The sequence below is a fragment of the Acinetobacter guerrae genome, from assembly GCF_009372255.1.
GTDB lineage: Bacteria > Pseudomonadota > Gammaproteobacteria > Pseudomonadales > Moraxellaceae > Acinetobacter > Acinetobacter guerrae.
In genome coordinates this window covers 1-399 of record NZ_LXGN01000028.1, presented here as the reverse complement: position 1 = coordinate 399, position 399 = coordinate 1, and the positions used below count along the sequence as shown (strand labels likewise).

The 399-nt window shown below is 38.8% G+C and carries 1 protein-coding gene; it reads left to right on the top strand.

What is annotated here, in order from left to right; translation table 11 throughout:
- Positions 1-399 (top strand): DDE-type integrase/transposase/recombinase (locus A7A69_RS09505; RefSeq protein WP_152877213.1); only part of this gene is annotated, 399 nt, incomplete at both ends.

Here is a 399-nt window from a genome sequence, read left to right as displayed (position 1 = left end):
GCAGTCGATGAAGCTTAAATCACGTATCAGAGCTATGAAATATCGTTCTTATAAGGGACGAGTAGGTCGAGTTGCAGATAATGTACTACAACGCCAATTTAAAGCTGACAAACCAAATCAGAAATGGGTAACGGATGTAACTGAGTTTAATGTTCGGGGTGAAAAGCTTTATTTATCACCCATCATGGACTTATTCAATGGAGAAATTATAGCCTTTAAAACTCAACGTAGACCAGTATATCGATTAGTTACAGAGATGTTGGATGATGCGCTTATCAAGCTTCCAGATGATGATAAACCTGTGATCCACTCAGATCAGGGATGGCAGTACCAAATGCGTCATTATCAACAGCAACTCAAACAGCATGGTTTAATACAGAGTATGTCTCGTAAAGGTAA